Source organism: Streptomyces olivaceoviridis, assembly GCF_014650115.1.
Taxonomy (GTDB): domain Bacteria; phylum Actinomycetota; class Actinomycetes; order Streptomycetales; family Streptomycetaceae; genus Streptomyces; species Streptomyces olivaceoviridis.
This window is the reverse complement of the sequence record NZ_BMUI01000001.1, coordinates 651,656-675,994: the sequence shown is the minus strand read 5'-3', so window position 1 is coordinate 675,994 and position 24,339 is coordinate 651,656. Positions and strand designations below refer to the sequence as shown.

The 24,339-nt window shown below is 73.2% G+C and carries 20 protein-coding genes and 1 tRNA gene; 11 read left to right on the top strand and 10 right to left on the bottom strand.

From position 1 onward, the window contains the following. Positions 1 to 212: 212 nt before the first annotated feature. The 4 genes from IE273_RS03025 to IE273_RS03010 are packed head-to-tail and all read right to left on the bottom strand — an operon-like array spanning position 213 to position 5,197. Positions 213 to 1,550, bottom strand: coding sequence for an AAA domain-containing protein (locus IE273_RS03025; protein WP_189813537.1), 1,338 nt, complete (start codon positions 1,548 to 1,550; stop codon positions 213 to 215). Then, the gene (locus tag IE273_RS03020) at positions 1,547 to 3,136 is read right to left on the bottom strand and encodes an amino acid adenylation domain-containing protein (RefSeq protein ID WP_189813536.1); all 1,590 of its coding nucleotides are present in this window, start codon (positions 3,134 to 3,136) and stop codon (positions 1,547 to 1,549) included. The genes IE273_RS03025 and IE273_RS03020 overlap by 4 nt, the downstream gene beginning before the upstream one ends. Then, entirely contained in the window at positions 3,127 to 4,356 is a 1,230-nt protein-coding gene (locus IE273_RS03015; RefSeq protein ID WP_373309286.1) for a hypothetical protein, read from the bottom strand. Before IE273_RS03015 ends, IE273_RS03020 begins: the two co-directional genes overlap by 10 nt. Continuing rightward, positions 4,253 to 5,197 (bottom strand): phosphatase PAP2 family protein, encoded by a 945-nt coding sequence (locus IE273_RS03010; RefSeq protein WP_189813535.1) that lies wholly within the window; start codon positions 5,195 to 5,197, stop codon positions 4,253 to 4,255. Before IE273_RS03010 ends, IE273_RS03015 begins: the two co-directional genes overlap by 104 nt. Positions 5,198 to 5,435: 238 nt before the next feature. Between IE273_RS03010 and IE273_RS03005 the strand changes: the two genes are divergently transcribed. Beyond that, on the top strand, positions 5,436 to 6,032 hold the full coding sequence (locus tag IE273_RS03005; RefSeq protein WP_189813534.1) for a histidine phosphatase family protein: 597 nt from the start codon (positions 5,436 to 5,438) through the stop codon (positions 6,030 to 6,032). A gap of 137 nt (positions 6,033 to 6,169) precedes the next feature. On the opposite strand, the gene IE273_RS03000 is transcribed toward IE273_RS03005, so the two are convergent. Next, the gene (locus tag IE273_RS03000) at positions 6,170 to 7,678 is read right to left on the bottom strand and encodes an NsdA family TPR-like regulatory protein (protein WP_189813533.1); all 1,509 of its coding nucleotides are present in this window, start codon (positions 7,676 to 7,678) and stop codon (positions 6,170 to 6,172) included. Positions 7,679 to 7,942: 264 nt separating this feature from the next. On the opposite strand from IE273_RS03000, the gene IE273_RS02995 reads away from it, so the two are divergent. Both IE273_RS02995 and IE273_RS02990 read left to right on the top strand, forming a co-directional pair. Next, positions 7,943 to 8,353 (top strand): hypothetical protein, encoded by a 411-nt coding sequence (locus IE273_RS02995; protein ID WP_189813532.1) that lies wholly within the window; start codon positions 7,943 to 7,945, stop codon positions 8,351 to 8,353. 34 nt (positions 8,354 to 8,387) lie between these two features. Beyond that, positions 8,388 to 9,257 (top strand): spermidine synthase, encoded by an 870-nt coding sequence (locus IE273_RS02990; RefSeq protein WP_014672910.1) that lies wholly within the window; start codon positions 8,388 to 8,390, stop codon positions 9,255 to 9,257. Between the two features lie 57 nt (positions 9,258 to 9,314). Here the strand turns inward: IE273_RS02990 and IE273_RS02985 are convergent, their stop codons facing one another. Then, positions 9,315 to 9,839: a hypothetical protein gene (locus IE273_RS02985; RefSeq protein WP_189813531.1), complete on the bottom strand. Its 525-nt coding sequence runs from the start codon at positions 9,837 to 9,839 to the stop codon at positions 9,315 to 9,317. A 99-nt stretch (positions 9,840 to 9,938) separates the two neighbouring features. Between IE273_RS02985 and IE273_RS02980 the strand changes: the two genes are divergently transcribed. From IE273_RS02980 to IE273_RS02970, 3 genes are all read left to right on the top strand, one after another. Next, positions 9,939 to 10,646 carry a response regulator transcription factor gene (locus IE273_RS02980; protein ID WP_189813530.1) on the top strand — a complete coding sequence of 236 codons (708 nt, stop codon included), beginning with the start codon at positions 9,939 to 9,941 and terminating at the stop codon, positions 10,644 to 10,646. Further along, complete coding sequence (locus tag IE273_RS02975; protein ID WP_189813529.1) at positions 10,643 to 12,046, top strand: sensor histidine kinase; 1,404 nt, start codon at positions 10,643 to 10,645, stop codon at positions 12,044 to 12,046. Before IE273_RS02980 ends, IE273_RS02975 begins: the two co-directional genes overlap by 4 nt. Positions 12,047 to 12,155: 109 nt before the next feature. Then, positions 12,156 to 13,631, top strand: a complete 1,476-nt coding sequence (locus IE273_RS02970) for a glycoside hydrolase family 18 protein (RefSeq protein WP_189813528.1) — start codon at positions 12,156 to 12,158, stop codon at positions 13,629 to 13,631. Between the two features lie 66 nt (positions 13,632 to 13,697). On the opposite strand, the gene IE273_RS02965 is transcribed toward IE273_RS02970, so the two are convergent. Together IE273_RS02965 and IE273_RS02960 are read right to left on the bottom strand one after the other, a co-directional pair. After that, entirely contained in the window at positions 13,698 to 15,125 is a 1,428-nt protein-coding gene (locus tag IE273_RS02965; protein ID WP_189813527.1) for a GH1 family beta-glucosidase, read from the bottom strand. A 345-nt stretch (positions 15,126 to 15,470) separates the two neighbouring features. Next, a complete protein-coding gene (locus IE273_RS02960) occupies positions 15,471 to 16,520 on the bottom strand; it encodes a LacI family DNA-binding transcriptional regulator (RefSeq protein ID WP_189813526.1) in 1,050 nt (349 codons plus the stop codon). Positions 16,521 to 17,012: 492 nt separating this feature from the next. On the opposite strand from IE273_RS02960, the gene IE273_RS02955 reads away from it, so the two are divergent. The 5 genes from IE273_RS02955 (at position 17,013) to IE273_RS02935 (ending at position 23,391) form a co-directional block, all read left to right on the top strand. Then, on the top strand, positions 17,013 to 18,329 hold the full coding sequence (locus tag IE273_RS02955; protein ID WP_189813525.1) for an ABC transporter substrate-binding protein: 1,317 nt from the start codon (positions 17,013 to 17,015) through the stop codon (positions 18,327 to 18,329). A gap of 264 nt (positions 18,330 to 18,593) precedes the next feature. Beyond that, the gene (locus IE273_RS02950; protein ID WP_189813524.1) at positions 18,594 to 19,586 is read left to right on the top strand and encodes a carbohydrate ABC transporter permease; all 993 of its coding nucleotides are present in this window, start codon (positions 18,594 to 18,596) and stop codon (positions 19,584 to 19,586) included. 14 nt (positions 19,587 to 19,600) lie between these two features. Further along, a complete protein-coding gene (locus IE273_RS02945) occupies positions 19,601 to 20,521 on the top strand; it encodes a carbohydrate ABC transporter permease (protein WP_189813523.1) in 921 nt (306 codons plus the stop codon). 247 nt (positions 20,522 to 20,768) lie between these two features. After that, a complete protein-coding gene (locus IE273_RS02940) occupies positions 20,769 to 22,211 on the top strand; it encodes a GH1 family beta-glucosidase (RefSeq protein WP_189813522.1) in 1,443 nt (480 codons plus the stop codon). Between the two features lie 124 nt (positions 22,212 to 22,335). Further along, positions 22,336 to 23,391 carry a LacI family DNA-binding transcriptional regulator gene (locus IE273_RS02935; RefSeq protein ID WP_189813521.1) on the top strand — a complete coding sequence of 352 codons (1,056 nt, stop codon included), beginning with the start codon at positions 22,336 to 22,338 and terminating at the stop codon, positions 23,389 to 23,391. 116 nt (positions 23,392 to 23,507) lie between these two features. On the opposite strand, the gene IE273_RS02930 is transcribed toward IE273_RS02935, so the two are convergent. Together IE273_RS02930 and orn are read right to left on the bottom strand one after the other, a co-directional pair. After that, positions 23,508 to 23,580, bottom strand: a tRNA-His gene (locus IE273_RS02930). A 105-nt stretch (positions 23,581 to 23,685) separates the two neighbouring features. Further along, positions 23,686 to 24,288 carry an oligoribonuclease gene (gene orn, locus IE273_RS02925; RefSeq protein ID WP_189813520.1) on the bottom strand — a complete coding sequence of 201 codons (603 nt, stop codon included), beginning with the start codon at positions 24,286 to 24,288 and terminating at the stop codon, positions 23,686 to 23,688. Between the last annotated feature and the right edge of the window lie 51 nt (positions 24,289 to 24,339).

Below are 24,339 nucleotides of genomic sequence, written 5' to 3'. Positions count from 1 at the left end.
GCGGGATCCGCCGGGGAGGTCTTGGGGAGGTGCCGGGGTGTCGGTCAGGGGTGCCAGGGCACGCGGTGTTCTCTGAGGTGGGACAGGACGGAGTGGTTCGCCTCCCAGCCGTCCGGGGCTGTGACCATCGGCCGCCTCCGGCGGCGTGCCGGACTCCGTCCGGCGGAGGGGTGTGGGGGCCCTGGTCCGCCGGGGAGGCGTCGGAGTGTCGGTCAGGGGTGCCAGGGCACGCGGTGTTCTCTGAGGTGGGACAGGACGGCGTGGTTCGCCTCCCAGCCGTCCGGGAACTTCACCAGCGTTCCCAGCTGGACCGGTTCCGTGGAGGGGTAGTCGTCCAGCAGGTCGGTCACCCCGGCGCGGCAGATCATGACGCACGCGTGGCGGTGACGGGACGCCAGGACGCACAGGCGGCCCGTCTCCAGGTGGAAGGCGGTGGCGTCGGGGCGGCCGGAGAGCGGGTGCAGGACGACCGTGACGTCGTACTCGCGGCCCTGGAGACGGTTCGCCGTGTCGACGGTCACGTCCGGGACGCCGAGGTCGGCCAGGGCCGCGCGGATCGCCGCCGCCTGGTCGCGGTGGGCCGTGCCCACCGCGACGCGGTCGGCCGTCAGGGGGGTGGGGTCCGGCGCGCGTTCGGACGTGGCCGCGCCGCCCCGGTCCAGCAGCCGGCGGACCACCGCCGCCACCGCCCGGACCGCCTCCGGGTCCGTGCGCGGGGTGTGCCGGGCGGGCAGCTCCAGCAGGCCCCAGCCGGACTCCGCGGCCTCGTCGATCACCCGGTCCGGGCCGGAGCCGTCGGAGGGGACGGCGAAGGTCAGCCGGCGGTCCCCGTGGGAGGTGCCGCTGCGGAACGGGGTGTACGGGTAGAAGGCGTCCGAGACCAGGGGAGCCGCCGAGGCCGGCAGGCGCCAGGAGACCGGAAGCCGGTGCTGGGGGAGCTCCGGGTTGTGGGCCAGGAGGGTGGTGACCGCCGAGGCCGAGGGATCGTACGACAGGCCCGCCCACTGCTCGCTGCCGACGATGGAGAAGGGGTCCAGCTGGCCCGGGTCGCCCACGAACAGCGCCCGTTCGAACAGGCCGGCCACGGCGAGCAGGGAATCGGAGCGCATCTGGTACGCCTCGTCCACGATCGCGTGCCGCCAGGGCTCGTCCACCTTCACGTGCGCCCACTTGGCGGCCGTGGACAGGACCACCGGCAGCCCGCCCAGGTCGGCCGCCTTCGCCGACGTGCGGACCTGCGGCAAGGCGTCCAGCGCCGCGTCGTACGCGTCCGTGTCGCTGCTGTGCAGACGGCCGACGGGCAGGTCCGGGTTCTTCTCGGCCAGACGCAGGACCAGGTCGTCCACCTGGGCGTTCGTCTGGGCCACGATCATCAGCGGGCGCCCGGCAGCGGCGAGTTCGAGCGCCGCGCGGACCACCAGCGTCGACTTGCCGGCACCCGGCGGGGAGTCCACCACCACGCCCCGCTCGGTGCCGTGCAGCGTGTCGTGGAGGATCGCGTCGGTGGCGCGGCCGGCCGCGGCTCCGGGATCGAAGTCGACGGTCGTCACAGCACGTCCTCCGCGGTCACGGTGTCGGGGGCCTCCGGTGCCGGCTCGCCCGGCGGGCCGCCGTGCGTCCACGGGGTCTCCTCCGGGTCGGGCAGCTTCGCGCCGCCGCGCTGCTCGTGCTCGAACAGGGTGAAGCAGACCCGGTCGCCCTTCTCCGGCACCGAGCCGGGCTCCGGCTCCTTCCCGCGGCCCATCTTGTCCAGGACGCGCAGGACCAGCACACCGTCGGCCTCCTGACCGACGAACTCCGCCGACTGCGGCTTGCCGCCCAGCGAGCGGTACACCTTCCCCCGCTCCGCCAGATGGGGCCGGTCGTCGGTGCGGACCGTCACCAGCGGGCGCGGACTCGGCCGCTTGCCCTCGCTGTACGCCATCACGACGTCGGTCACCTCGCCCGCGAACGCCTCCCCGGCCAGCCGCCGCCCCGCCATCACCAGCGGGTCGTCCAGCGCCTCCTGCGCCTCCAGCCGGGCCTGCTCACGCTCGCGCGTGGCCAGCTTGTTCGCCGCCGTCACCGCGTCGTCCCGGCGCGGCTGCGGGGGCTCACCGGCCAGCACCCGGTCCCGGTGCCCGGTGAACGACCAGCGGTCCCGGGTCCAGCGCCCCTCCACGTGCGCGCCCTCCGGCAGCGCCCGCAGCAGGTCCAGGCCCCGCCACACCGCGTCCCAGGTGGGCCGGGTACCGCTCTCGACCAGGTCGCGGACCTCCCGCTCGGCCCGGGTGAGCGCGGCCAGCCGGTCGTCGGCCTCCAGCGGGTCCTCGGCGGCGGCCAGGGCCGTCCGCGCGCGGTCGTAGCGCTCGATCGCCGGGGCCAGCAGCTTGTTGTCGAACGCGGGGTCGGTGGCGGGGCCGGCCGGCGGGCACAGCAGCTGGCCCTCGGCGTCCCTGGCGAGTTCGGCCCGGCGGGCCGCCTCGGCGCCGGTCAGGCCCTGCGGGGGGTCGATCCAGGCCAGCAGCGCGCCCAGGTGTTCGTCCTCCAGGCCGGACTGGCCGGTCGCCCAGTGCCGGGACAGCACATCGGTCAGGGCGAGCAGCAGCGAGGAGCCCGGGACCCGGGCCCGCTCGCCGTAGTGGGTCAGCCAGCGGCCGAGCAACGGCACCCGGGGCGGCGCCGGATAGGGCGCGTCCGGGTCCTGCTCGACGGTGCGCCGGAACCGCATCGAGCGGCCCAGCAGCCGTACGAAGTCCAGGCCCGTGCGGCTCGGCACGATCAGCTGGGGCGCGTCCGCGCACAGCTCCGCCGCCACCTTGACCCGCTTGCCGGTCTCCGGATCGGTCTCGGTGCGCTCGGCCGCCTCCACGGAGTCGGCGTACGCGTCGATGTAGGGCAGGACGACGTCGGCCAGGTCGGCCAGGAACGTGAAGCGCAGATCGCGGTCGCGGGGCTGCGGTACGACCAGCAGCCGGGGCGCGTCCCGGTCGGTGCCGACCAGCGCGCCGAGCGGGGCGCCGGTCTCACCGGCCGTGGTGAGCGGCACGAACACCAGGGGGTGGTCGGACAGATGCCGGTGCCGGACGGTCGCGGTCGGCTGCGCCCGGCCCGTGCCGACGGCTTCCAGCCGGGCGAGGGCGGTGATCAGGGACACGGGACCGCCTCCCGAAGCTCCCGGGCCTCGCGCAGGGCCTCCGCGCGCAGGGCCGCCGCCCGGCGCAGCGCGGCCACCGCCGGGTCGTCCGGGTCGCCGCTGACGCCGTGGGCCGCCGCCAGGACCTCCTCGACCGTGGCCAGCCCGCCCAGCTCGGCCCGCAGCGGCCGGCCGAGCCGGGTGACCGCGCCGGCCGCGCGGGCCCGCTCCCGGCAGTGGAAGGCCAGCTCGCAGGCGGACAGGCACTCGGGCGCGTACGTCGCCGGCACCGCCTCCACGGCCGCCGTCAGCTCCTCGGCGGGGCGGTCGGGCGCGAAGCACGTGCCCTCGGGCAGCGCGTCGGCGATCTCCTCGACGCGGGTGAGCCGGGCCAGCTGGCGGGCGGTGACCGCGCGCTGCTTGCGGACGTCCACGGCGGAGCCCGCGGGCAGGTTCGAGAAGTCCTTCGGGCACACCAGCAGCACCTGGTGGCGCACCCGCGGCACCGGAGCGCTCAGTGGGGCGTGCTCCCGCGGCTCCGCGCCGAGACGCTTCGCGACCTCCTCCAGGGCGAGCACGTACACCGCCGCCTGGCGGGCCGCCGCGCCCACCTTCGCCGGGTCCGCGGCGCCGTCCACCATCGGGAAGGACTTGATCTCCACCACGGACCAGCTGCCGTCCGGGTGCACCACGACCGCGTCCGGCTCCAGGAAGGCGAGCGAACCGGCCACGTCCAGGGCGAGCATCGGATGGTCCAGGAGCGTCCAGCCGCCGGCCCGCGTGGCCTCGCGCAGCGCCAGCGCCGTACGGGCCGTACGCCCCTCCGGGCCGTGCGCGGTCAGGTCGGGTACGGCCGCCGTGGCGGGCGGTTCGGCGCCGGGGTCGAGCCGGGCGTGCGCCAGCCGCAGCAGTTCGGCGCCGCCGTCCGCCTTGACCCGTGCCTCGAACGCGTTGCCCCGGGTCAGCGCGAACTGCGACTGCCCGAAACCGGACGGCGCGCCCAGCGCGCCGGCCAGCCGGGCCTTGTCCACCCCGGCGCCGTCCAGGATCGCCCGCCGGGAGCAGCCCGGATTCGCCGCGAGCGCGGCGAGGGCGCGGGCGTCCAGGGCCTTGGCCGGTACGTCGGGACCGCGCAGCTCAGCGAGCCGGTGCCGGAGCCCCTTCGCCCGCGTCGCTGGGGGAGGCGTCCGGTCCGGCCGCGGGGTCGAGCCGCGACTCGCGCTGCCGTGGAATTCGCTCACCCGCCGAAGTCTGGCATCCGGCACTGACAATCGGGGAACCCGTGCCCTGCGTGACGGGTGCGGTACGGCGGGACAGCCGGGTCCGCACGAGGTCCGCGGCCCGCAGCACCAGCGGTGCCAGCAGCAGGCCGACGCCCATCACGGCCACGCCCGCGACCGCGTCCAGGAAGTAGTGGTTGGCGGTGCCCATGACCACGAGCGCGGTCACCAGCGGGTAGACGACACCGAGGACCTTCGTCAGGCGCGTGCCGCCGTACCGCCACAGCATCACACCGCACCACAGCGCCCAGCCCACGTGCAGGCTCGGCATCGCCGCGTACTGGTTGGTCATGCCGCCCATGCCGCGCGGGGCGCTGGCCTCGCCGCCCCACCAGCCGTACGCGCTGTACTGCGCCATCGTGTCCACGAAGCCGTGGCCGGCGGAGAGCAGGCGGGGCGGGCAGGTCGGCAGCAGGGTGAAGCCGATCAGGCCGATGAACGTGGACGTCATCAGCCAGGTGCGGGCCGCCCGGTAGTGCCGGGCACGCGCGCGGAACAGCCAGACCAGGATCACGGGCGTGACCAGGTAATGCAGCGAGGCGTACCAGAAGTCGGCCGGTATGCCGAGCCAGGGCTCGCGCGTGAACAGCCGGTTCAGCGGGTGCTCCGCGTTCAGGCGCAGGGCCTTCTCGACGCGCAGGATCGCCAGGCCGTGGTCGACGGCGCCGGTGACGTCACCGCGCGCGAGGAGCCGGCCGGCCGAGTAACAGCCGTAGACCAGCAGGATCAGCGGCAGCTCGGTCCACCAGCGCAGCCGGGGTCGCGGGGCCACCTCGGTGCCCGGTGTCTCGGTCTGCGGCATCCGATCGCCCTCCCCCTTCTGCTGTGCGGCTGCGCCCCGGCGGGCGACCGTGCCACTTTACGGTGTCCCTACTCGGCCCATGACGGGTGCTCGGATCACGCCGGTGCGCGTCAGCCCTCGAAGACGCGGAGATCGCCCGGCGGGTTGCCCGGGGGCGGGGTGCGCGATGATGGAGGGACCGCACCCCCTCGTCGTGCGTCCCCTGTCGTGCATCCGCTTGTTTCTTCGGAGAGACCCCATGGCACCGCGCATTCTGCTGGCCCGGCACGGACAGACGGCATGGTCGCTGTCCGGCAAGCACACCGGCAGGACCGATGTGCCGCTGCTGGAGGAGGGCCGGCGCGGGGCCAAGCTGCTCGGCGAGCGGCTGCACCGCGCCCCGCTGGACGGACTGGCGGACGCGGAGGTGCGGACCAGCCCGCTGGTACGCGCGCGGGAGACGTGCGAACTGGCCGGCTTCGGGGACCGTGCCACGGTGTGGGACACGCTGATGGAGTGGGACTACGGCGTGTACGAGGGCATGACCCCGGCCGAGATCCAGGCCGTGCGGCCCGGTTGGCTGATCTGGCGGGACGGGGTCCCGCGGGGCGAGACGATCGCCGACGTCACCGCGCGCGCGGACGAGGTGGTCTCCTGGGCCCGTTCGGCCGACCGGGACGTCCTGGTCTTCGCCCACGGGCACGTCCTGCGGTCGATCGGGGCGCGCTGGCTGGGGCTGCCGCTGGACTTCGCGGCGCGGATACGGCTGAACCCCACGTCGCTGTCGGTACTGGGCTGGGCCTACGGGGAACCGGCGATCGAGAGCTGGAACGACACGGGGCACTTGGCGGGCTGAGCGGGCGGCCCGCGCTCCGGAGCGGCGCGGGGCCGTAGCGGTGTGCGCTCCGCCGCGTGGGCGCGGTCGGCTACGACGCACCCGCGGACCGGCGACCACCGGGCGTCCCGCCCCGCACCGGAGAACCCAGCGAACCGCTACACCCGCCGGGGAACGGACGCGTGGCGGTCCAGGAACTCCGACACCCCCGACGCCCGCCGGTGCGGCAGCAGCACCCGCGCCGTCCCGGCCAGCATCGTCTGGATGCGGGAGGACTGGACCTGGTCCAGCAGGGCCAGCACCCGCAGCCCCGCCTCCGCCGCCTCGTCGGGGCGCCCCTCGCGGGCGAGGTCGTCGGCCAGCTCCGCGGTGTACAGCGCGATGTTCCGCGTGAAGTGAGGGTCCTGGAGGCGCGCCGCCCGCCGCGCGTGCCGGGACGCCCGCCGCCAGTCGCCCAGCGTGGACCAGCACTGCGCCTCCAGCCCCTCCAGCTCGGCCTCCCCGTAGAAGCTCATCCACTCGGGGTCGGCGTCCGAGCGGCCCCGCTCGAACAGGGCGTGCGCCCGGGCCAGCGCCTGCGCGCAGCCGGTGCGGTCGGCGAGCCCCGCCCAGCCGCCCGCCTCGCGCAGCGCCAGCAGGGACATCAGCCGGTCGGAGCCGAGCGGCTGGGCGGCGCGCTGCGCGGCCTGCGCGGCCCGCACCGCCTCCCGGGGGCGCCCGGCATCCCGGGCCAGGAACGCGGTGTTGCAGAAGGCGTGTGCCTCCAGTGCCGGATCGCCGGTCATACGAGCGGTGGCCAGTGCCTCCGCGTAGTGCGAGCGGGCGTCGTCGAAGCGGCCGGAGTCATGGGCCAGCCAGCCGACGGAGATGGCGAGTTCACCGGCGCCCGCGTGCAGCCGGTCGGCGGTGGTCTGCCGGGTCGCGCCGGCGTCGAGCAGCTCGTACGCGGCGCGCAGCGGAGCCGCCGCGCGCCGGTAGAGGCCGTCCGCGCCGTGCCGGTCGTCGAGCAGCCGGATGCGGCGGACGGCCTCTTCCAGCGCCGCCGCCTCGGAGGTGCCGGCGCGCCGCAGCGGCCGTTCCGCCGCCGTGGCGCCGGTGGTGGGCCCCAGCGGGGCCAGCGTGGCGGCGGCCATCGTGGCGCCTCCGCCGGTCATGAATGCGCGACGCAGCACGTCGCTCTCCTCGTGGTTCAGGGGGTCTTTCGCAAACGGTTCGTGCGGTTCGTACAGCTGGTGCGGTTCAAGCGGGCCCCGTCTGCGCGGGCCCCGCGCGTCGCGGGACCCACCGGTCTCACGGGACTCATACGGCTCCGCGGCCCCACGGGACTCACCGGGCGCCCCCTCCACGGGGGCTGTCTCCGCCGCCGTACGCGCCGCGCGTCCACGGACGGAGGAGCGGGGCGCGAAGCCGAGGTCGGTGAGCGTGCGGCCGGGAAACAGGTGCAGGAACACCCGCTCGTACGCGTAGTTGGGGCAGCGGATCTCGCCCGCCTCGACCCGGCCGATGTAGCGCGCGTCACAGCTCACCCGCTCCCCGATCTCGCGCGCGGCCCGCCTCACCAGCGCCGCGAACTCCGCCGGTGAGCGCCGGCCGCGCAGCTGCCGGAAGGCGAGGTTCGGCCGTGGTGGCCGTTCGGGCTGTGACGAGGTCACGGTTGACGACGCCATGGCCGGGTCCTCTCGTGCGAACCGTCGAACCGCGCCGGACCCGGGGGGTTCCTGGACGAGTTGCCCGTGTGACGCCCTGGTTCCGGCGGGCATGAACGTACCCGCTGTGACGGGCTCGCCACGCGGTGTTTGGCTGCAAACCGGATATGTCCTGCACGATCTGCCATGAAGTGCCATCCTTTGCGGCGCACTTGTGCCGTTGCCGTTGACGCGCTCGCGCGTTGGATTCCACGGACCGCAACAGGGCTGTGTGTGGAGGCCGGCATGGAGACCAGCCAGAGCAACGATCCTTGCACGTCACCGTCGTCGTCCGCGTGCGCGGGAGGTGACGCGAGATGCGACCTCGTGACGGTACCAACCCGGCAGGGGCTGGAGGCGGTCGACATCCTGCGGCGGGGCGCGGCGGACGCGGTCGGGCCCGTGCTGCACGACGACGGCTGCGGCACCCTCGGCTTCCTGGTGCCGGCCGGTACGGCCGCCGGCTGGGACGTGCCGGGCAGCACCTGCACCGAGACCGACGGACGCGGGCTGCGGCTGAACCCCGAGCCGCCGGTGGAAGGCTCCGACTGGCTGCTGCCGCCCGGCGAGGCGGACCTCGCCACCGACCCGGTGGTCCTGCGCCGGGCCCTGGGCGAGGCGGCCCGCCTGCTAGAGGCGGCCGACAGCTGCCGGTGACGCGCCTGCCCCCGGCGGCTGCGAAAATGGGGGGATGGGCAGGTCGAGGAACACACGGCGCGGGTCGGCCGCCGCAGCCGCGGTCGAGGAGCCGGTCGACGGCGGGCTCGCGCAGCTCGTGCCCGACCCGGACCGCGCCCGGGCCTGGACGCTGCTGATCGACGGCGCGCCCCAGTCGCACGTCGACCTGGACGACCCGGCGTACCTGTCCTTCGAGTACCAGCGCCGCCTCGGCCATGTCATCGACCTCGCCGCCCCGCCCGGCAAGCCCGTGCACGCCGTGCACCTCGGCGGCGGCGCGCTCACCCTCGCCCGGTACGTCGCCGCGACCCGGCCCCGCTCCACCCAACAGGTCGTGGAGCGGGACGAGAGCCTGGTGCGACTCGTCCGCCGGGAGCTGCCGCTGGACCCGGGGGCGCGCATCCGGGTGCGGGCCACCGACGCCCGCGCGGGGCTCGCCAAGGTGCCGGACGGCTGGGCCGACCTGGTCGTCGCCGATGTCTTCAGCGGCGCCCGCACCCCCGCCCACCTCACCTCCACCGAGTTCCTGGACGAGGTCCGGCGCGCCCTGAAGCCCTCCGGTGTCTACACGGCCAACCTCGCCGACGGCCCGCCGCTCGCGCACCTGCGCGGCCAGATCGCCACCGCCGCCGCCCGGTTCGGCGAACTCGCGCTGATCGCCGACGCGGCCGTGCTGCGCGGCAAGCGCTTCGGCAACGCGATCCTGGTCGCCTCCGACCTCCCGCTGCCGCTCGCCGAACTCACCCGCCGCGCCGCCTCCGACCCGCACCCCGGCCGGGTCGAACACGGCAGACGGCTCACCGACTTCACGGGTGGCGCGGTGCCCGTGACGGACGATGCCGCGGTGGCCTCCCCGGCCCCGCCGCCCTCGGTGTTCCGATAGGCCCTCCGCCCTCGGTGTTCCGCTGGGCCCTCCGCCCGCTCAACTCCGCCGGGTGGGTCAGTACGTCCCCACGTCGACCCGCGGCGGCCCGTCGTGCCAGGTGCAGAACACCGACACCCGGTCCGCGCCCCGGCTGAACTCCACCCGGATCCAGCTCTCCGTCTTCCACACCTGTATCGACCAGCCCGTCCCCGGGGTCGCCGACACGAGCGCGGCGTCGGCCGGCCGCAGGTCGAACACCGCCCGGCCGCCGTCGGTGTCGTAGGACTTGATCCGGCCGGACGCGGTGGGGGTGGCGGTGACGGTGGGGGACGGGGGCGGTGTGCGGGCCGGCGTGTGCGCGGGCGTCGGCGTCGCCGCCCGCCGGACCGGCCGCTCGCGCGACGGGGCCGGCGACGCGGACGGCGCCCGGGACACCGGCTTCACGTCCTGGGCGTCCGCGTCGGCGGCCGTGACCGGAAGCGCGCGCGGCGGGTCATACACCGTCCCCGTCATCACCGTGTGGACACCCCACCACGACAGCGTGACCGCCGCCCCGGTCGCGAGCAGCCACGCCAGTACGTGTACGAGTCCTCTGCGCATCGCGGGCCATACTGCCCCAGGGGCACCGCCGTTCGCACATGCCCCGAGTTGTCCACAGGCGTCCGCCCGGTGCTGTCCGCATGGCGTACGGTGCGGCGCATGGCACGTGTGCTCGTGGTCGAGGACGACCAGTTCGTACGCTCGGCGCTCATCCGGCATCTGACCGACGCCGCACACACCGTGCGCAGCGTCGGTACGGCACTGGAGGCGCTGCGCGAGGTCGCCCATTTCGGCTTCGACCTGGTCATCCTGGACCTCGGACTGCCCGACCTGGACGGCTCCGAGGCCCTGAAGATGCTGCGCGGCATCACCGACGTACCCGTCATCATCGCCACCGCCCGGGACGACGAGACGGAGATCGTCCGGCTGCTGAACGCCGGGGCGGACGACTACCTGACCAAGCCGTTCTCCGTCGAGCACCTCTCCGCCCGGATCGCCGCCGTGCTGCGCCGCGCCCGTGCCGGCGGCGGCGAGGTCCCGTCCTCCTCCGTGCTCCGCGTCGGCGGCCTGACCGTCGACCCGCTGCGCCGCCAGGCCGAGTTGGACGGGGCCCGGCTCGATCTCACCCGCCGCGAGTTCGACCTGCTGGCCTTCCTGGCCGCACGGCCGGGCGTCGTCGTCCCGCGCAAGGAACTCCTCGCCGAGGTCTGGCAGCAGTCCTACGGCGACGACCAGACCATCGACGTCCATCTGTCCTGGCTGCGCCGCAAACTGGGGGAGACGGCCGCCCGCCCGCGCTATCTGCACACGCTGCGGGGCGTCGGGGTGAAGCTGGAACCGCCCTCGGACGGGCAGGCCCCGCGATGAGATGGGCTCTGGTCAAGGTCTGCCTCGCGGTCACCACGATGGTCGTGGTCGCCTTCGCCGTGCCGCTCGGCCTGGTCGTCAAGGAGATGGCCCGCGACCGCGCGTTCTCAGGCGCCGAGCGGAAGGCCGCGGCGGTCGCGCCCGCGCTGTCCATCACCACCGACCGGGACCAGCTGGAGCGGGTGGTGGCCTCGGCCGGCGCCGACTCCGGGATGGCCGTCCACCTGCCCGCCGAGAGCGGCCGGGCCGCGCTCGACCTCGGCCGGCAGCGCGCCGCGGGACCCGACATCGAGGCCGTACGACGACTCGGCCGCGCCTCCACCACCACCGTCACCGGCGGCTCCACCCTCCTCCAGCCGGTCGCGCTCGGCTCCGGCGCGATAGCCGTGGTCGAGGTGTACGTCCCCGAGTCCGAGGTGACCAACGGCGTGGGCACGGCCTGGGCGGTGCTCGCGGCCGTCGGCCTCGCGCTGACCGTCGGCTCGGTCGCGGTCGCCGACCGGCTCGGCGTGCGCATGGTGCGGCCCGCGCGGCGGCTCGTCGAGGGCGCGCGCGAGCTGGGCGAGGGCAAGCTGGGCGCCCGGGTGCCGGAGGACGGCCCGACCGAACTCCGGCTGGCCGCCGTCGCGTTCAACTCCATGGCCGACCAGGTCGTCCAGCTCCTCGCCAACGAACGGGAGCTGGCCGCCGACCTCTCGCACCGGCTGCGCACCCCGCTCACCGTGCTCCGGCTGAACGCGGCCTCCCTCGGTGGCGGACCCGCCGCCGAGCAGACCCGGGCCGCCGTCGCCCAGTTGGAGCGCGAGGTCGACACCATCATCCGCACGGCCCGCGAGGCCAGGCCGCAGACGGCTGCCGCCGGACCCGGCGCGGGTTGCGACGCGGCCGAAGTGGTTCGCGAACGCATGGAGTTCTGGTCCGCGCTGGCGGAGGACGAGGGCCGCAAGTGGCGGGTGGCCGGCGTCGACCGGCCGGTGCGCGTACCCGTGGCCCGCGCCGACCTGGCCGCCGCGCTCGATGCCCTGCTAGGCAACGTCTTCCGGCACACCGCAGAGGGCACCGCCTTCGCGGTCGACGTGCACAACGGCGAGGACGCGGTGATCGTGCTCGTCTCCGACGCGGGCCCCGGCATAGCCGACCCCGAGGCGGCGATGGCCCGCGGCCGGGGCTCCGGACACACCGGCTCCACCGGCCTTGGCCTGGACATCGTCCGCCGGCTCGCCGAGTCCACCGGCGGTGACGTCCGCATCGGCTCCTCGGTGCTGGGCGGCACCGAGGTGCGGATCTGGTTCCAGCCGGCCGCGCGCAAGCCGGTGGGGCGCGGACGGCGGGGTGCCGTACGCAGGCGCCGATCGGGCAGATCGGTCTCCACCTTTAACCGTCCCCGATCGCTTCCTTAAGCGAACCCTAAGGTCTGCGACGGGCGCCCCGAACAGGCGGTTCGTCCCTTTCCTGATCGCTAGCGTGCTGCCGCACCTCACCCCGTGAACAGCGAAGGCAGGCACGCGCATGAGCACGCACCGGCGCAGGATCAGTGGCAGGAACAAGGCGACAGGCGGCCTGGTGGCCGCGGCCGTGATCGGCGGCGGCGCGGTCCTGCTCACCGGCACGGCCAACGCGGCCGGTGTGAACGCGGCGTACACCAGGACCAGCGACTGGTCCACGGGCTACACCGCCCAGTACGTCGTCACCAACAACACCGGCCAGGCCGAGAAGACCTGGACGCTGGAGTTCGACCTCCCGGCGGGCGCCAGGCTCGGCTCCCTGTGGAACGGCGAGTCGAGCGTCAGCGGTCAGCACGTCACCGTGAAGCCGGCCACGTGGGACACCGACGGCCTGGCCCCCGGCACGTCGGTGACCGTCGGCTTCGTGGTCAACGGCAGCGGCGACCCGACGGGTTGCCGTATCGACGACGCGCGGTGTTCCGCGGACGGCGGCGCGACCCCCGAGCCGAGCGGCCGGCCGACGCAGACCACCCAGTCACCGACCCCGGCCCCCACCTCCACGTCCACCTCGACCCCCACTCAGAGCGCGCCCGCCACCCAGAGCGCGACCCCCACCCCCACCGGCAGCACCGGATCCGGCACCACCGCCTCCGCCGGCTTCGCCCCCTACGTCGACACCAGCCTCTACCCGGCCTTCGACCTCCTCGGCGCCGCCGACGCGACCGGCGTGAAGAACTACAACCTCGCCTTCCTCACCGACGGCGGCGGCTGCACCCCCAAGTGGGGCGGGGTCACGGACCTCACCAGTGACGCCGTGGCCGCGCAGATCGGCGCGCTGCGCGCCAAGGGCGGTGACGTCCGGGTCTCCTTCGGCGGGGCCTCCGGCTCCGAGCTGGCCACCACCTGCTCCTCCGCGGACGCGCTGGCGGCGGCGTACGGCAAGGCGGTCGACGCGTTTGAGCTGACCAAGGTCGACTTCGACGTCGAGGGCGGCGCGCTGCCCGACACCGCCGCCAACACCCGCCGCGCCCAGGCCATCGCCAGGCTCCAGGCGCAGCACCCGGGCCTGGACGTCTCCTTCACCCTGCCGGTGATGCCCGAGGGCCTCACCCAGGACGGCGTGAACCTCCTCGCCAACGCCAAGTCCAACGGCGTGAGGATCAACACCGTCAACATCATGGCGATGGACTACGGCGCCTCGTACAGCGGCGACATGGGCACCTACGCCGAGCAGGCCGCGACCGCCACGCAGGCCCAGGTCAAGAGCGTGCTGGGGCTGTCCGACTCCGCCGCATGGAAGGCCGTGGCCGTCACCCCGATGATCGGCGTCAACGACGTCTCCTCCGAGGTCTTCAAGGTCGACGACGCCACCCAGCTGGTGGACTTCGCCCGGTCCAAGGGGCTCGGCCGGCTGTCGATGTGGTCGGCGACCCGTGACAAGCAGTGCGCCGGTGGCACCAAGCCCACCGCCGACGCCACGTGCAGCTCCGTCACCCAGGAACCGTTCGCCTTCTCCAAGGCGTTCGGGGCGTACAAGTAGTCGCGCCGCCCACCGACGACCGGACAAGGGGCCCGGCGGATCACACCGCCGGGCCCCCGCCCGCTCTCAGGCCCCCGGAGCCACCGGCGGAAGCACCCGCGTCCGCGCCGCCTCCCCGTACCACCGCGCGCTCGACTTCGGCGTCCGCTCCAGCGTGGCGTAGTCCACGTACACCGCGCCGAACCGCTTGCCGTACCCGTACGCCCACTCGAAGTTGTCCATCAGGGACCACAGGTAGTAGCCGCGTACGTCGGCGCCGTCGGCGATGGCGCGGCGCACCTCCGCCAGATGGGCGTGCAGGTAGGCGATGCGCTCGGGGTCGTGCACCCGGCCGTCGGGGTCGGGTTTGTCGTCGTAGGCCGCGCCGTTCTCGGTGATGTGCAGGGGGAGGCCGGGCGCCTCGCGCGTGTAGCGCATGAGCAGGTCGTACAGGCCCGTCGGATCGATCGTCCAGCCCATCTCCGTGCGGTCGCCGGGGGTCTGGTGGAACAGGACGTCGTCGGCGGCCGGCCAGGGCGAGCGGTCGCTGGAGCCGTGGCCGTCCGCCCGCGGGCCCCTGGCCTCGCCGGACGCGGCCGAGACCAGCGTCGGGGTGTAGTAGTTCAGGCCCAGCGCGTCCAGCGGGGCGTTGATCGCGCGGACGTCGCCGTCCAGGACGTACGACCAGTCGGTGACCGAGCGCGTGGCCTCGAAGAGCGACGACGGGTACGCCCCGTGCAGGATCGGCCCGTGGAACACACCGTTGGCCAGGTCGTCGATCCGGCGGGCCGCGGCCAGGTCGGCCGGGTCCTGGGAAAGGGGCCGTACGACGGAGGAGTTGAGGCTGATCGCGATCCGGTTGCCGGTCGGCATCGCCGCGCGGAGGGCGGAAACGGCCAGTCCGTGCCCCAGGTTGAGGTGGTGGGCCGCGCGCAGCGAGGCCGCCGGGTCGGTCCGGCCGGGGGCGTGCACCCCGGAGGCGTAGCCCAGGAAGGCGCTGCACCACGGCTCGTTGAGGGTGATCCACTGCTCCACCCGGTCGCCCAGCGCCTCGCCGACGAGCCGCGCGTACTCGGCGAACCTGAACGCGGTGTCCCGCTCCGGCCAGCCGCCCGCGTCCTCCAGCTCCTGCGGCAGGTCCCAGTGGTAGAGGGTGAGCGCCGGTGCGATGCCCCGGGCGAGCAGCTCGTCGACCAGACGGCGGTAGAAGTCCAGGCCCCGCTGGACCGCCGGCCCCCGGCCCGTCGGCTGCACCCGGGACCAGGAGACGGAGAAGCGGTACGCGGTCAGGCCCAGCTCCGCCATGAGCGCCACGTCGTCGCGGTAGCGGTGGTAGTGGTCGACGGCGATGTCCCCGGTCTCGCCGCCGGCCGTCCTGCCCGGCGTATGGCTGAAGGTGTCCCAGATCGAAGGGGTGCGGCCGTCCTCCCGCACCGCCCCCTCGATCTGGTACGCCGAGGTCGCGGCGCCGAAGAGAAAGGCGGGAGGAAAGGCGACGGTCGTCGGTTCGGGCATGAGGGCTCTCCCAAGGGTCGAGTGCACGCATTATGCATGGGAGCGCTCCCACGATGAAAGAGGCCGACCGCGATCGATATGCCCGGGGGGTAACGTCTCGGGCCGGTGCCCGACTTCGCGGACCGACCCGTGTCCGCTCGGCCGCCGCCCGACCTCTCAGGCCGACCCGCGACTTCTCGGACCGAGGCCCGGCTTCTCGGGCTGTCCCGTGCCCTCTCGGCCGCCGCCCGACCCCTCACGCCAACCACCAACTCCCAACTACCGACCCCCGACCCTTCACGCCAACCCCCAACCCCCGACCCCCAACTTCCGACCCCCAACTTCCGACCCCCGACCCCCAACCCCTCACGCCGACCCGCGCACCACCAGTTCCGTCGGCAGGACCACTTCGCGGCGGCCGGTGCCGTGGTGGGCGATCTCCTCCAGCAGGAGGCTCGCCATCGTGCGGCCCATCTCCTCCAGCGGCTGGCGCACGCTGGTCAACGGGGGATCGAGGTGCCGGGCCACGATGGAGTCGTCGAAGCCGATCAGCGCCACGTCGTGCGGCACCCGCCGCCCCGCCGCCCGCAGTTCCAGCACCGCGCCGGACGCCATCACGTCGGAGGCGGCGAAGACGGCGTCCAGGTCCGGGTGCCGGCGCAGCAGTTCCCGCATGGCCACGCGTCCGCCCTCCTCGGTGAAGTCGCCCGCCGCGATGAGGTCTTCCGCGACGGCGACCCCGGCCTCGCGCAGCGCCTCGCGATAGCCGTCGAGCCGCGCCCGCGCCACATCCATGTCCAGCGGACCGGTGATGGTGCCGATGGACCGGCGACCGCCCGCCAGCAGATGCCGGACGGCGAGCCGGGCGCCGCCCCGGTTGTCCGCGCGGACATGGCCCAGCCGCTCGCGGTCGCTGCGCCGCCCGGCCAGCACGGTCGGCACGGCCAGCTCCTCCAGCCGGTCGGGCAGGGTGTCGTCCCCGTGGACCGCCATCATCAGGACGCCGTCCACTCGGTGGGCGGCCAGGTAGGCGGCGAGCCGGCCGTGCTCCTTCTCGTCGCCCGTGAGGACCAGCAGCAACTGCATCCCGGCACCGGCGAGTCCGGTGGACACGCCCCGGATGATCCCGGAGAAGTACGGCTCCGAGAAGAGCCGGGTCTCGGCGTCGGGCACGACCAGCGCGACCGCGTCCGTGCGCCGGGTGGCGAGGGAGCGGGCGGCTCGGTTGGGGACGTAGCCGAGTTCCGCGATGGCCTGTTCCACGGCCGCCCGGGAGCGTGCGCTGACCTTGGGGGAGCCGTTGATCACCCGCGAGACCGTGCCGCGGCCCACGCCGGCGCGTGCGGCCACGGCGTTCAGGGTCGGGCGCCGGACGTCCGCGGTCCTGTGCGGCTGCGGCTGTTCGGCAGGGCTCATCGTTCACCTTTCGGCGGTCCGGTTGAGGGGCGCTTCATTCTGACCCAGGGAATCCGGCAAGGGGTCGGCGCGTGGGCGCAGTTGGCCGTGAACGGGGATGGACCCGCCGGTGACCTGCTATGACGCTGTGGGGAACGGCCGGATGACGGGGCGGTTGCGCCGGGTCGTGCGACACGTTCACGTGACACGCGGAACACGCTTAGGCAACAAGCCCGTATTCAAGTCTTGACACCCGGGCCCGGCACCGACGAGTCTTCCGGCATGCCGCGTGGGAGCGGTCCCACGGGGTGACCGGGGTCTCTTCCGCTTGGATCGAATCACCCATGACCTTCCCCTCTACCTTGCATGGCACACCGTTGACCAGCACGTTCCCACCGCATGCCGTGTGCTGTTGGCTAGCCGCTGCTCGAACCGAGAGGGCAGGTCCGGACCGTCAGGCCTGACGGTCCGATTCCTGAGGTCCCGTTCCCCACTGGAACAAGGAGTAGTGGAATGCGCATCACCCGTACCGGCGGTGGTCACGGCCGCAGAACCGCGACGCTGGCCACGACGGTCCTGACGGCCTCCGCGCTGCTGCTGACCGGTTGCAGCAGCGACGACGACTCGGACACGGACGCCAACGGGAACATCACCCTCACGGTGGCCGACTTCGGGCAGTTCGGCTACAAGGAGGCCGGACTGTTCGCCAAGTACCACGAGCTGCACCCGAAGATCACGGTCAAGGAAGAGACCACCGCCAACGAGCAGGACTACTACCCGAAGCTCCTTCAGCAGCTGAACACGGGCAGCGGCCTCGCGGACGTCACGGGCATCGAGGTCGGGCGCATCAAGGAGGTCGTGGACACCCAGTCGGCCAAGTTCACCGACCTCAGCAAGACGATCAACGTGAACGACTGGGTGTCCTGGAAGGAGAAGCAGGCCACCGCCAAGGACGGCACGGTGATCGGCGCCGGTACCGACATCGGCCCCATGTCCCTGTGCTACCGCAAGGACCTCTTCCAGAAGGCCGGCCTGCCCAGCGACCGTGAGGCCGTCGCCAAGGCCGTCGCCGGCGGCTGGGAGGACTACCTCAAGCTCGGCGAGCAGTACAAGAAGAAGGCGCCCTCCGGCACTTACTTCATGGACTCCGCGTCCGCCATGTACAACGCGGTCGTCAGCTCCTCCTCCAAGCAGTACTACGACGCCGACGGCAAGCCGGTCTACAAGGACAGCCCGTCCGTGCAGCAGGGCTGGAACCTGGCCGCCGAGGCCGCCGACAAGAAGCTGACCCAGGGCCTGCCGCAGTTCACCGACGCCTGGACCGCGGCGCTCCGCAAGGGCACCACGGCCACCGTGGCCTGCCCCGCCTGGATGGCCGCCCAGATCTCCGTCAACTCCGGCGACTCCTTCAAGGGCAAGTGGGACATCTCCCGCGCCCCCGGCTCGACCGCGGCCAACTGGGGCGGCAGCTTCCTCGCCGTCCCGAAGAGCGGCAAGCACGTCAAGGAGGCCACGGAGCTCGTCAAGTGGCTGACCGCCCCGGAGCAGCAGGCCGCGGTGTTCAAGGCGATCGGTGTCTTCCCGTCCAACAAGGGCGCCTACGAGCTGGCCGACGTGAAGAACGCCAAGCTGCCGTACTTCAGTGACGCCCCCATCGGCCAGATCTACGCCGAGGAGGCCAAGTCCATCCCCGAGGCGGTGCTCGGCGCGAAGGACGGCGTGATCAAGGACACGATCTCCAACCAGATCAACAACATGGAGAAGCGGGGCACCAAGCCCGCCGACGCGTGGAAGGCCGCGACCGACTCGATCGACAAGGCGCTCGGCTAGCCGTACCCGGTGCGGGGGCCCACCGGGCGCCCGCACCCGCACACGCTCGACGACGTGAGCGGTGCCCGAGGGCGGGCGCCGCCCACGGCACCACCCGGCGGGGCCCGGCAGCCGACGGCCGGGCTCCGCCCCACACGCACGTCAGGCCGCGGCGTGGGCCGTTCGCCACCGTACCGATCCGCGCGGGGAGGGGCGGACCGACCCCGGTCCCCGAACGCGCTTCCCGCCCCACCCGGCCGAAACCTCCAGGGAAGGACTCCCTCCGTGGCAACGACAACCCCCGCCCGGGGCGCCTACACCCCGCCGCCCGGCGGCACCGGTGCCGCGTCGAACGGACGCGGCACCTGGCGCAGCCGGCTGTGGCGCTTCGACGACAAGGCCTCGCCGTACGCCTACATAGCCCCCTTCTTCCTGATCTTCGGCGCCTTCGGGCTCTACCCACTCCTGTACACGGGCTGGATCGCCCTGCACCGGGTGGAGATGACGAGCCTGGACCAGTCCCAGTGGGTCGGCTGGGACAACTTCGCCAAGATCCTCCAGGACTCCGAGTTCTGGACGGCCGTCACCAACACCTTCGTCATCGGTGTCATCTCCACCGTCCCGCAGCTGCTCGTGGCGCTGGGCCTGGCCCATCTGCTCAACTACAAGCTGCGCGCCAGCACCTTCTGGCGGACGATCATCCTCACCCCGTACGCCACCTCGGTGGCCACGGCCGCCCTGGTCTTCGCGCTGGTCTTCCGCGCCGACGGCGGCATCCTCAACTGGGTGCTGCACTTCTTCGGCGCCGGCAACACCGACTGGGCCGAGGGCGAGTGGACCTCCAAGATCGCCATCTCGGTCATCATCATCTGGCGGTGGACCGGCTACAACGCCCTGATCTACCTGGCGGCCATGCAGGCGGTCCCGACCGACCTGTACGAGGCCGCCTCGATCGACGGAGCGAGCCGGTGGCAGCAGTTCCGCAAGGTGACCATCCCCTCGCTGCGGCCCACGATCCTGTTCACCATCGTGATCTCCACCATCGGCTCGATGCAGCTGTTCGGTGAGCCGCTGCTGCTCCAGGGCGGCACCCTCGGCTCGATCGGCGGCAGCGAGCACCAGTACGAGACGCTCAGCATCTACCTCTTCAACTACGGCTGGAAGCTGGGCCATCTGGGTCCGGCGGCGGCCGTGGCCTGGGCCATGCTCGTCCTGCTGCTGCTCATCGCCCTGATCAACTGGATCGTCGGCCGGTTCGTGCGCAAGAGCGCGGCCTGACGGGAGCGACATCGATGACCACGACCAGTCCCACCACGACCGCGCCGGACCTCGGCCCGGCACCGCTTCCCACCGCGCCCGGCAAGGGCCGCGCCCGCTTCAAGATAGGAGCCGGCCAGCAGCTCAGGGGCGGTCCGTTCACCTACGTCGCCCTCGTCGTCGTCGGCCTCGGATCGATCTTCCCGCTGTACTGGACCCTGGTGGCCGCCTCGCACGACCAGCAGCGGGTCCTCGACACCCCGCCGCCGCTCGTGCCGGGCGGCAAACTGTGGCACAACCTCCAGGCGGCCTGGGAGCAGGCCCACCTGGGCAAGGCAATCGTCAACAGCGTCATCGTGGCCGGCTGCATCACCGTCGCCACCCTGTTCTTCTGCACCCTCGCCGGCTACGCCTTCGCCAAGATGCGCTTCCGGGGCCGTGGCGTGCTGATGACCGCGGTGATCGCCACGCTGACGATCCCGCCCCAGCTCAGCGTCGTCCCGCTGTTCATGATGATGTCGGACATCGGGTGGGGCGGAAAGCTGGAGTCGGTGATCTTCCCGACCCTGGTCGGCGCCTTCGGCGTCTTCTTCATGCGCCAGTACCTGATCGAGGCCCTGCCGTACGAGCTGATCGAGGCGGCCAAGGTCGACGGGGCGAGCAACATCCGCATCGTGTGGAGCGTGGTGCTGCCCGTGGCCCGGCCCGCGATGATGGTGCTGGGCATGCTCACCTTCGTCCAGGCGTGGAACGACTTCTTCTGGCCCTTCCTCGCGCTGAACCAGGAGAACCCCACCATCCAGGTGGCGCTCGGCCAGCTCAGCGCCTCCTACACCCCCGACCAGAGCATCGTCATGGCCGGTGCGCTGATCAGCACCCTGCCGCTGCTGCTGGTCTTCGTGATCTTCGGCAAGCAGATCGTCGGAGGGATCATGGCGGGCGCCGTCAAGGGCTGAGCCCTTCCGGTGCCGCGGGGCCGGACGCCACGATGCCGGCCCCGCCCCCGTGACCGGTGTGCGCCGCGTCCCGTCGGCCCGCCCTCGTGTCCGGTCCGGTACCGCCCGCACAGGCCGCCCCGCAGCGGGCCGTACCGGACCGGGCGCCACCCCGTCGCGCCTCCGCCCTCCCTTCCCCCTTCACTCCCGCACCGCCGGACCGCCGTCCGTCGTCCGTTTCTCACCCCCCTTTGGGAGCGTTCTCACCATGACCGCCGTACGACCCGAGACCACGGCCCAGCCGGCCTCGGACACCTCCTTCCCGACCGGCTTCGTCTGGGGTGCCGCCACCGCCGCCTACCAGGTGGAGGGTGCCGCCGCCGAGGACGGCCGCACCCCCTCCATCTGGGACACCTTCAGCCACACCCCCGGCAAGGTGCGCAACGGCGACACCGGTGACATCGCCGCCGACCACTACCACCGGTACCGCGACGACGTCGCCCTGATGAAGGAACTCGGCCTCAAGGCCTACCGCTTCTCCGTCTCCTGGTCCCGGGTGCAGCCCACCGGCCGCGGGCCCGCCGTCGAGCGCGGCCTGGACTTCTACCGCCGCCTCACCGACGAGCTGCTGGAGGCGGGCATCACGCCCGTCGCCACCCTCTACCACTGGGACCTGCCGCAGGAGCTGGAGGACGTCGGCGGCTGGCCGCACCGCGACACCGCCCACCGCTTCGCCGACTACGCCGACATCATGGCCCGCGCCCTCGGCGACCGGGTCGGCGTGTGGACCACCCTCAACGAACCGTGGTGCTCGGCGTTCCTGGGCTACGGTTCCGGCGTGCACGCGCCCGGGCGGACCGAACCGGCCGCCACCCTGCGCGCCGCGCACCACCTGAACCTGGCCCACGGCCGGGCCGTCGGCGCGCTGCGCGCCGCCCTGCCGTCGTCCGCCCAGACCTCGATCACCCTCAACCTGCACCAGGTGCGCCCGCTCACCGGCAGCCCCGAGGACGCCGAGGCCGCCCGCCGCATCGACGCGGTCGGCAACCGGATCTTCACCGGGCCCCTCCTGGACGGCGCTTACCCCGAGGACCTGCTGGCCGACACCGCGCACCTGGTCGACTGGGCGGAGCTGGTGCACGACGGGGACCTGGCGGAGATCTCCCGGCCCATCGACGTGCTCGGCGTCAACTACTACTCGCCGACCGTGGTCTCCCTGCCCGCCGACGGAGCCGCCAGCACCCGCAACGACGGCCACGGCGCCAGCGACCACTCCCCGTGGACCGGCTCCGAGCACGTCGCCTTCCACCTCGCCAACGATGATCTGACGGCGATGAACTGGGCCATCGACGCGAGCGGACTGCACACGCTGCTGACCGGGCTGGCGGCCTCGCACCCGCGGCTTCCGCTGATGGTCACCGAGAACGGCGCCGCCTTCGACGACTACGTCTCCCCGGAGGGACGGGTCAACGACCCGCAGCGGATCGCCTATCTCCACTCCCACCTGGACGCCGTCCGCCGCGCCATCGCCGACGGCGCCGACGTGCGCGGCTACTTCCTGTGGTCGCTGCTGGACAACTTCGAGTGGTCCTACGGCTATTCGAAGCGCTTCGGCACCGTCTACGTCGACTACGCCACCCAGCGCCGCATCCCCAAGGCCAGCGCCCACTGGTACGCCGAGGTGATCCGGAACAACGCCCTGCCCTCCTGACCGACGCCCGCGGCGGGCCGGCCGGGACACCGGCCGTGCCCGCCGCCGCGGACGGAAGCGGAAGTGCCCCGGTCACGGCTGTTACATTCCTGGCCTGAACGGCGGTGAACGGAAGGCGGCGACCATGGCAGGCAACGGTGGGAGAGGCCGGGGCGGCCGGCGGCCGACCCTGGAAGAGGTCGCCGCCCGGGCCGGGGTCGGGCGGGGCACCGTCTCCCGGGTGATCAACGGCTCGCCCCGGGTCAGCGACGCCACCCGCGCCGCGGTGGAGGCGGCCGTCGCCGAACTCGGCTACGTGCCCAACACCGCCGCCCGCGCCCTCGCGGCCAACCGCACCGACGCCATCGCGCTGGTCGTCCCCGAACCGGAGACCCGGTTCTTCGCCGAGCCGTACTTCTCCGACATGCTGCGCGGGGTCGGCGCCGAACTCTCCGACACGGAGATGCAGTTGCTGCTGATCTTCGCCGGCAGTGACCGCGAGCGGCAGCGGCTGGCCCAGTACCTGGCGGCCCATCGCGTCGACGGCGTCCTCCTGGTCTCCGTCCACGCCGACGACCCGCTCCCGGACCTGCTCGCCCAGCTGGAGATCCCGGCCGTGATCAGCGGCCCCCGCTCGGCGGCCGAGTCGCTCCCGTCGGTGGACTCCGACAACTACGGCGGCGCCCGCTCGGCGGTGGAGCACCTGCTGGGCCGGGGCCGCCGCCGGATCGCGCACATCGCCGGCCGCCTGGACGTCTACGGTGCCCAGCGCCGCGTCGACGGCTACCGCGACGCCCTGCGCGACGCGGGCCACCCGGTGGACGAACTCCTCATCGTGCCGGGTGACTTCACCGACGAGGGCGGGCGCCGGGCGATGACGACCCTGCTGTCCCGCCACCCCGACCTGGACGCCGTCTTCGCCGGCTCGGACGTGATGGCGGCCGGCGCCCGGCAGGTGCTGCGCGAGGCGGGCCGGCGCATCCCCGACGACGTCGCGCTGGTCGGGTACGACGACTCCGCCATCGCCCGGCACATGGACCCGCCGCTCACCAGCGTCCGCCAGCCCATCGAGGAGATGGGCCGCGCGATGATCGATCTCCTCCTCACGGAGATCGCCGACCGCCGACCAGCGGCGTCCCGGGGCGTCGACCGTCATCAGGCGGTCCTGCCGACGGAACTGGTGGTCCGGGCGTCGTCGTGACGTCCCGCACCGGCCGGATCCGGCCCCGGCCGGTGCGGGACAACGGCGCGCGGGGGCCCGGACAACGAAACAGCCGGTGACCCGTCTTGCGACGGAGTCACCGGCTGATTACTCAGGGTGAGTGACGGGACTCGAACCCGCGGCATCCTGGACCACAACCAGGTGCTCTACCAGCTGAGCTACACCCACCATGACCGGCTGTCCGAGGAGTGTTTTCCCCGACCGGCCGAGAAGAAGTCTACAGGGTCCGAAGGGGTGCTCGCGCACACGTTTTCGCGCGGCCCCCCGTGGCGGCTACCGAGCGGGCAGGACGTGCTTGGCGGCGATCGCCTTCGCGGTGTCGGAGTCCGGTCCGGGCTGCGGCACGAAGATGGCCTCGCGGTAGTAGCGCAGCTCGGCGATCGACTCGCGGATGTCGGCGAGGGCCCGGTGGTTGCCGTTCTTCTCCGGACTGTTGAAGTACGCCCGCGGGTACCAGCGGCGGGCCAGCTCCTTGATCGAGGAGACGTCGACGATACGGTAGTGGAGGTAGTCCTCCAGGGTCGGCATGTCCCGCAGGAGGAAGCCGCGGTCGGTGCCGACCGAGTTGCCGCACAGCGGGGCCTTGCCGGGCTCCTTCACGTGCTCCCGGACGTAGGCGAGGACCTGCTCCTCGGCGTCCTCAAGGGTCGTGCCGTTCTCCAGCTCGGCGAGCAGCCCGGACGCGGTGTGCATCTGACGCACCACCTCCGGCATCGTCTCCAGCGCCCGGTCCGGCGGGCGGATGACGATGTCCACCCCCTCGCCGAGTACGTTCAGCTCGGAGTCGGTGACGAGGGCGGCCACCTCGATGAGAGCGTCGTCGGACAGCGAGAGGCCGGTCATCTCGCAGTCGATCCACACCATGCGATCGTTCATGCGACCACCCTAAGGCGGGCCTGAGCTTTTGCGTGCCCCCCGTGTTCCGCG